Annotated in this window: 10 protein-coding genes; 6 read left to right on the forward strand and 4 right to left on the reverse strand. The window is 67.7% G+C overall.

Features of this window, described 5'->3' with window-relative positions; all coding sequences use genetic code 11:
* Positions 1-6 precede the first annotated feature (6 nt).
* Positions 7-1,002, forward strand: a complete 996-nt coding sequence (locus BI06_RS17690) for a ribonucleotide-diphosphate reductase subunit beta (RefSeq protein ID WP_051741385.1) — start codon at positions 7-9, stop codon at positions 1,000-1,002.
* Positions 1,003-1,061: 59 nt separating this feature from the next.
* On the opposite strand, the gene BI06_RS17695 is transcribed toward BI06_RS17690, so the two are convergent.
* Both BI06_RS17695 and BI06_RS17700 read right to left on the reverse strand, forming a co-directional pair.
* Positions 1,062-1,349: a DUF397 domain-containing protein gene (locus tag BI06_RS17695; RefSeq protein WP_199523301.1), complete on the reverse strand. Its 288-nt coding sequence runs from the start codon at positions 1,347-1,349 to the stop codon at positions 1,062-1,064.
* Between the two features lie 3 nt (positions 1,350-1,352).
* A complete protein-coding gene (locus BI06_RS17700; RefSeq protein ID WP_043469056.1) occupies positions 1,353-2,213 on the reverse strand; it encodes a helix-turn-helix transcriptional regulator in 861 nt (286 codons plus the stop codon).
* A gap of 228 nt (positions 2,214-2,441) precedes the next feature.
* On the opposite strand from BI06_RS17700, the gene BI06_RS17705 reads away from it, so the two are divergent.
* The 5 genes from BI06_RS17705 to BI06_RS17725 all read left to right on the forward strand — a co-directional run bounded on the left by BI06_RS17705 (position 2,442) and on the right by BI06_RS17725 (position 5,055).
* Positions 2,442-2,885: an ATP-binding protein gene (locus BI06_RS17705; RefSeq protein WP_063794982.1), complete on the forward strand. Its 444-nt coding sequence runs from the start codon at positions 2,442-2,444 to the stop codon at positions 2,883-2,885.
* Positions 2,882-3,154, forward strand: coding sequence for a hypothetical protein (locus tag BI06_RS17710; protein WP_043469058.1), 273 nt, complete (start codon positions 2,882-2,884; stop codon positions 3,152-3,154). The genes BI06_RS17705 and BI06_RS17710 overlap by 4 nt, the downstream gene beginning before the upstream one ends.
* Before the next feature lie 158 nt (positions 3,155-3,312).
* Positions 3,313-4,371 carry a ferritin-like protein gene (locus tag BI06_RS17715; RefSeq protein ID WP_043469060.1) on the forward strand — a complete coding sequence of 353 codons (1,059 nt, stop codon included), beginning with the start codon at positions 3,313-3,315 and terminating at the stop codon, positions 4,369-4,371.
* A 181-nt stretch (positions 4,372-4,552) separates the two neighbouring features.
* On the forward strand, positions 4,553-4,807 hold the full coding sequence (locus tag BI06_RS17720; protein ID WP_043469853.1) for a type II toxin-antitoxin system Phd/YefM family antitoxin: 255 nt from the start codon (positions 4,553-4,555) through the stop codon (positions 4,805-4,807).
* Positions 4,804-5,055, forward strand: coding sequence for a type II toxin-antitoxin system RelE/ParE family toxin (locus BI06_RS17725; protein WP_043469062.1), 252 nt, complete (start codon positions 4,804-4,806; stop codon positions 5,053-5,055). Before BI06_RS17720 ends, BI06_RS17725 begins: the two co-directional genes overlap by 4 nt.
* Before the next feature lie 64 nt (positions 5,056-5,119).
* Here the strand turns inward: BI06_RS17725 and def are convergent, their stop codons facing one another.
* Positions 5,120-5,758, reverse strand: coding sequence for a peptide deformylase (gene def, locus BI06_RS17730; RefSeq protein ID WP_043469065.1), 639 nt, complete (start codon positions 5,756-5,758; stop codon positions 5,120-5,122).
* 42 nt (positions 5,759-5,800) lie between these two features.
* Positions 5,801-6,674 (reverse strand): hypothetical protein (locus BI06_RS17735; protein ID WP_043469068.1); only part of this gene is annotated, 874 nt, incomplete at its 5' end.

Consider the following 6,674-nt stretch of genomic DNA (forward strand, 5'->3'; position numbering starts at 1 on the left):
GAGAAGATGCTGCTCGACCCCGGTTTCGAGCTGACGCTGCGCCCGATGCGCTACCCGTCGTTCTACGACCGGTACCGCGACGCCATCAAGAACACCTGGACGGTGGAGGAGGTGGACCTGCACTCGGACGTCGCCGACCTGGCGAAGCTGAGTGAGGGCGAGCGGCACATGATCGGCCGGCTGGTCGCGTTCTTCGCGACCGGTGACTCGATCGTCTCCAACAACGTGGTGCTGAGCCTGTACAAGCACATCAACTCCCCGGAGGCGCGGCTGTACCTGAGCCGTCAGCTGTTCGAGGAGGCCGTGCACGTCCAGTTCTACCTGACGCTGCTGGACACCTACCTTCCGGACCCGGAGGACCGCAACGCGGCCTTCGCCGCGGTGGAGAACATCCCCTCCATCCACCAGAAGGCCCAGTTCTGCTTCAAGTACATGAACGCGGTCGACCACATCGACTCGCTGCAGACCAAGGACGACCGGCGGGCGTTCCTGCTGAACCTGATCTGCTTCGCGGCCTGCGTCGAGGGGCTGTTCTTCTACGGCGCCTTCGCGTACGTGTACTGGTTCCGGAGCCGGGGCCTGCTGCACGGCCTGGCGACGGGGACCAACTGGGTGTTCCGCGACGAGTCCATGCACATGGACTTCGCGATGTCGGTGGTCGACACCGTGCGCGAGGAGGAGCCCGACCTCTTCGACGAGAAGATGGCCCAGCAGGTCACGGAGATGCTGGAGGAGGCCGTCGAGGCCGAGCTCCAGTTCGCCCAGGACCTGTGCGGTGAGGGTCTGCCCGGCATGAACACCGCGTCGATGCGCGAGTACCTGCAGGCGGTGGCCGACCAGCGCCTCGCGCGGCTCGGGATGCCGATCCGGTACGGGTCCACGAACCCGTTCGGCTTCATGGAGCTCCAGAACGTGCAGGAGCTGACCAACTTCTTCGAGCGCCGGGTGTCGGCGTACCAGGTCGCGGTAGAGGGCTCGGTCGCCTTCGACGACGACTTCTAGGAGTAGGACAAAAGGAGGTGCCCCGCGTGGCCATGGCCACGCGGGGCACCTTCGTCGTTTCAGCCGCCCGGAAACTCCCCGCCCTTGACCCCGGCCACGAACGAGGACCACGCATCAGCCTCGAACAGCAGCGCCGGCCCGCCCGGGTCCTTCGAGTCACGGACTGCCATTCCGCCCAGCACTGGCTGCCTGGTCTCCAGGCACTCGTTGGCCTGTGCGCTGTAACTGCTCTTGTGCCACTCAGCTCCGGTGACCTCGAAAGGAACCACCTCGGCCACCTCGACACACTCACTCTGCGCACCTGAGTACGAAGACTTGCGCCACTCATTTGGAGAGAACTCGCTCACAATCTAGACCTTCTCACTCGCGATGCGCTCGATGAGCGCAATCGATTCCTTGCGGGGAAGTGACTCCGCCAGAGCACGGCGGAACAGGTTCGCGTATTTGAAGACCTCGCCCGGCTCCTCGATGTACAGCGTGCTGAGAAGGCTGTCGACGTACACCACATCCGTCTCCACCACCTCCGGAAAGCTCAGGATGGTGACCGGCCCGAAGAGCGCGGCGTGGATCTCCGATGCCTCCGGCAGAATCTGGACGTTGATGTTGGGACTCTCGGCCGACTCCGCGAGAGATCGAAGCTGCTCGCGCATCACCGATCGACCACCGACCTGATGCCTCAGCGCCGATTCCGAGAGCACAGCCCAGACCCTCATCGGGACCTCACGCGCCAAAACCGACCGGCGCTCCTGGCGGACCTTCGTCAGGATCTCGATCTGATCGGGCGTCGCGTCCTCTATCTGCGCCCTCACAACGGCCTTGGTGTAGTCCTCGGTCTGCAGGATCCCTGGGACCAGCAGAGTCTGGATGCTGTACATGTCCGACGCATCGGATTCCAGTGCGATGAAGTCGGCATAGAGCGGTGACAGGGTGTCCGAGTACCGATCCCACCATCCGCGTAGACGCCCCTCGCGCGACAGAGCCTCCAGCCGACTTCGCGTGGCCGGCTCCGCCACCCCGTAGAGATCGAGCAGCAGCCGAAGATCCACCAGTCGAATGCCTGATTGTGCAGCCTCGATTCGACTGATCTTGCTCTCGGCGCAAGCGAGATGCCGCGCAGACTGGGCGATCGTCAGATCCGCTGCTGTTCGCATCTCTTTGAGCGTTCGGGCCAGCCGCCGCTGCCGAACTGTCGGATTCCGGTTCACGGGCATCGTCACGACCTCCCCACTTCTGTGATCTGCCAGTCTGCCCTCCCTCACCTCCCGACAACAATCTTTGATCACTTCCAAAATGGGGACTTGCACTTTGGAAGTTCCCAGGAGCATGCTACTCAACGTAGCTCGCCGATAGACACGTTGTGATCACAGCGGGCCATTCACCGGGCATCCCCATGCCTTCTTCAGCTGCTGTCACCCAGACCGACCCGAGGTGGCCCCGCCATGCCTGAAACCGTCTCCGCCACTCCCCCCTCCCCCGCCGAACACGCCTGCTGGCTCCCCCGGCACCGGAAGTCCCCCGGCGCGGCCCGCCGGGAGCTCCGTTCCTTCCTCGCCGACCACCCCGACAGCGAAAACCTGCTCCCCACCGATGAGTTGCTGCTCTCCGAGCTGGTCACCAACTCCGTCCAGCACGCCCGTACCGCCAGAGGCCGTCTCATCCAGATCCGCTTCGGGCTCGCCGACAGCCTCCTCCGGATCGAGGTCCACGACGCCGACAGCGAGAAGCCCGCCCTCCGTTCCAGCTCCGACCCCGACTCCGACGAGGACGGCCGAGGACTGCTCCTCGTCCACGAGTTGGCCACCCAGTGGGGCTGCTCCCCCCGCGCCGGCGGCATCGGGAAGTTCGTCTGGTGCCACATCTCCGCCGACCCGGCCGCCGCGTGAGCGTCGTCCGGGCCGGAATCTCGGGCGTCATGCTGCCCGCCGACTTCCCGAGCCTCGACCACGCACTGCCGGTCCTGTGGGAGCGCGTCCGCGCACTCCCCCTCCGTGAGGCCCACCGGGACTTCATCCGCATCTGCATCGGCCCCGGTAGCGGCGACGGCATCGCCCGCTGCCTCGCCCGGGACGGCCTCTGGAGCACGACCCTCTACGTCGGCGACATGGCCGCCTGGACCGCCCACCCGATCACCATCACCACCAACCGGCACTGAACCCCCGCCCCGTCCGGCGCGAACACCGGGCGGGGCGGCCAGAAACGCCGCACGCCACCCGTCCGAATGAACTCCCCGACCGCACCGGCGCAATCCGTCCGTGCACGACCCGCCCCCGGCTACGGTCCGCCCCACGGCCGAACGAAAGGGGCACACCCGTGACGAGCGGAATCCTGGACTACGAGAGCGACGCGATCGTCCAGCTCATGAACATCGCCGAGGAGGACTGGACCGAGCAGGAGCTCAAGGACGCCCTCCAGCGCGCCATCATGCTCGAACTCTCCACCGTCCCGCCCTACGCCACCGCCCTCTGGTCGATCACCGACCCCGACAACAGCAAGCCCGTCCGGCACACCATCCGCGAGATCGTCTTCGACGAGATGTCGCACTTCGGCCTGGTCTGCAACATGCTCACCAGTATCGGCGGCACCGTCCTCCTCACCGACCCCGCCACCGTCCCCAAGTACCCCGACGAGCTGCCCGGCGGCGTGAACCCCGGGCTGGAGGTGTTCCTCAGCGGGCTGACCCGGGACTCCGCCGCGCTCTTCGCCGACATCGAGAAGTCCGAGCACCCGCTCGGCTTCGCGGCGGACGGCAACACCATCGGAGCGTTCTACCAGCGGATCGCCGACGTCTTCCCCAAGTTCGCCCACCTGCTCACCGGTCAGCGGCAGGTGACCTTCCCGCTCGGGTCGAGCCACGGCGCCGGCAACAACATCGTCGCGATGAACACCATCGACGACGTACTGAAGGCCATCCACATCATCCAGGCCCAGGGCGAGGGCACCACCGCCTCCCCGGAGAACCCCTTCCCCGGCGCCCCGGGCGAACTCGCCCACCACTACGCATTCAAGGAGATCGCCGTCGGCAAGAAGTTCGTCCCCACCGGACAGGACGGGAAGTTCGACTTCGTCGGCCCCGACGTGCCGCTGCCGGACACCTCCCCGGTCGCCCGGGTCCCGCAGGGCGGCTGGGCCAACTCCCCCGGCAACGAGCCCGATGCCACCACCGCGGACCTCCTGCAGACCTTCAACCAGCAGTACAGCGACATGCTGCGGGCCCTGGAGGACGCGTGGAGCCCCAGCGCGGCGGACATCTTCCCGGCCATCGGCCTGATGGGTGATCTGCGCCGCACCGCCCAGAAGATCAACGCCATCAAGCTCCCCGCCAGCCCCCACTTCACCTACGGCCCGGAGTGGCTGTTCGTCCCCGCGTAGCGACCGCGAACACGAAGGCCGGTGCGGGCGTCTGCCCGCACCGGCCTTCGCCGACTTCCGTGCTCTACGCGTTCGGGATGGTCGCGCTTCGACAGCTGCCGGGCGGGTCGGAGTTCACGGACAGTGGGTGGCGAGGGTGATCGGCTGGGCGATCCAGGTGCATGAAGTGTACACTTCTGTCATGAGTGAGACTCTGCCCATCACCGAGGCGCGAGCGAGATTCGGCACTCTGGTCCGCCGCGCCTCTCACAGCCGCGAACGCATCACCATCACCGACCACGGCCAGCCCGCCGCCGTCCTCATCAATCCACAGGAATTGGCCGATCTCGAGGACGAGCTCGCGCTCGCCCGCTACCGGGCCCGCCAGGCTTCCGGAGCTGCAGTCGGCGTGCCGCACGAGGATGTCCGCTCCATCCTGGGCCTGGAGCGTGAGTGACCTACCAGATCATCTGGGACGAATCTGCGATCAACGCGGCCGCCCGGTTTCTCAAAGACGACGCTGACGGCCTCCGCCAGGTCATGGACACCGTTGATCTGTTGGCCTCGAATCCCCGGCCGGCAGGCTCGACTCCCTACGGCTCACCTGATCTTCGTCGCATCCACATCGGCTTCTACCGGGTGATGTACGAGATCACCGAACAGACGGTGACGATCGTGGTCATCCACCTCGGCCGCATCGCTTGAGAACAATACGAAGGCCGGTGCGGGCAGTTGCCCGCACCGGCCTTCGCCGACTTCCGCGCTCCGACTACACGTTCGGGACGGTCGCGTAGCGCGGGGTGCCCTCGCCCATCTGCTTCAGCGCGTCCTTGCGGTCGCGCTTCGACAGCTTGTCGATGTAGAGGAAGCCGTACAGGTGGTCGGTCTCGTGCTGGAGGCAGCGGGCGAAGAAGCCGGTGCCCTCGACCCGGATCGGGTTGCCGTCCTTGTCCTGACCGGTCACCGCGGCGTACTCGGGGCGCGGCAGCTCGGCGTAGGCGGTCGGCACCGACAGGCAGCCCTCGTTGCCGTCGTCCAGGATCCGCTGGCGGTCCTTCGGGAACTCCTCCAGCACCGGGTTGATCATGTGACCGATGTGGCGCACGCCCTCGTCGTCCGGGCAGTCGTAGACGAAGACCTTCAGGTCGACGCCGATCTGGTTGGCGGCCAGGCCCACGCCCTCCGCCGCGTACATCGACTGGAACATGTCGTCGATCAGTGCGGACAGCTCGCCGTCGAAGACGGTCACGTCCTTCACCTCGCGGTGCAGCACGGGGTTGCCGAAGACCGTGATCGGACGCGCGGTGCCCTTGGTCAGGTCCGGCTCCGTTCCGACCACCTTCACGGGCGCCTCGGGCGCCGCCCCCTCCACGTCGTGCTCGTGCTCGTGGTCGTGCTGCTCGGCCATGTCTTCCGCTTCCATAGGTCTACGCGTACCTCACCAGGGTACTCAGCAGACTTCTTCGAGATCCCGGTACGCCCGGGTCCCGGGGGCGGCCGCCGCCCAGCGGTCCAGCAGGGTCCGCACCAGGTGCGCGGGCGCGGCGATCCCGCACTCGCGTTCGGCCAGCCAGGACATCCCGCCCGCGCCCGGGCTCAGATGGCTGAGGTGGCCCGGGTGCGCGGCGTCCCCGTCGTCGTGCGGGTCGTGGTGGGCGGTGTGCCCGTCGTCCGTGGCCATCCGGCTCTCCGAACAGGCCCGGCAGAGCAGCCGCACCGAGGACGTCCAGTCCTCCGCCGCGTAGCCGGCGTCCGCGACCAGCCGCTCCAGCGCGTCCCGGTCCGCCTCGGTCGCCGCCTGGAGCAGCACCACGTAGGTCGGCACCGGCGACGGCGCCCACAGCTCGATCTCGTCGAACACCGGGTACGCCACCCCGTCGGTGACCCGCTCGCCGTGCGGGGCGCCGTCGTGCAGCACCACCTCGCCCCAGCGTCTGCCGGAGGACGGCAGCGGGATCGACAGCACCTCGATCCGGGCCGGGTCCAGCCGCCGGCCCCACACCACCTCGGACTCGCCCTCCGGGGAGAGCCGCACCGGGGTGGTGCCCAGGTCCAGGCTGACCGGGCCGTCGCCGTGCGCGTTCGGGCCGCCCGGCAGCCGCAGCCCGTACGCCTGCCAGGCGCGGCGGGCCAGCGGCCAGTCCTGAAGCGCGGTCGCGGTGATGCCGAGGTTCCACCAGTCCGGTGCCCCCTGCTCGCGGTCCAGCAGCGCCACCGCCCGCAGCCCGGCTGCCCGGGACTGCTCCCAGTCGCGGCGGAACTTGTGCAGCAGCGCCAGGTTGAACCACGAGTCCGACAGCCACGGTTCCAGGTCGGCCGCCATC

The sequence above is a fragment of the Kitasatospora sp. MBT66 genome, from assembly GCF_000710405.2.
Classification (GTDB): domain Bacteria; phylum Actinomycetota; class Actinomycetes; order Streptomycetales; family Streptomycetaceae; genus Kitasatospora; species Kitasatospora purpeofusca.

Coding starts and splice junctions, on each gene's coding strand:
- BI06_RS17705 (WP_063794982.1), top strand. CDS start 2,442: ATGCCTGAAACCGTCTCCGCCACTCCCCCCTCCCCCGCCGAACACGCC.
- BI06_RS17690 (WP_051741385.1), top strand. CDS start 7: ATGCTGCTCGACCCCGGTTTCGAGCTGACGCTGCGCCCGATGCGCTAC.
- def (WP_043469065.1), bottom strand. CDS start 5,758: ATGGCCGAGCAGCACGACCACGAGCACGAGCACGACGTGGAGGGGGCG.
- BI06_RS17720 (WP_043469853.1), top strand. CDS start 4,553: ATGAGTGAGACTCTGCCCATCACCGAGGCGCGAGCGAGATTCGGCACT.
- BI06_RS17700 (WP_043469056.1), bottom strand. CDS start 2,213: ATGCCCGTGAACCGGAATCCGACAGTTCGGCAGCGGCGGCTGGCCCGA.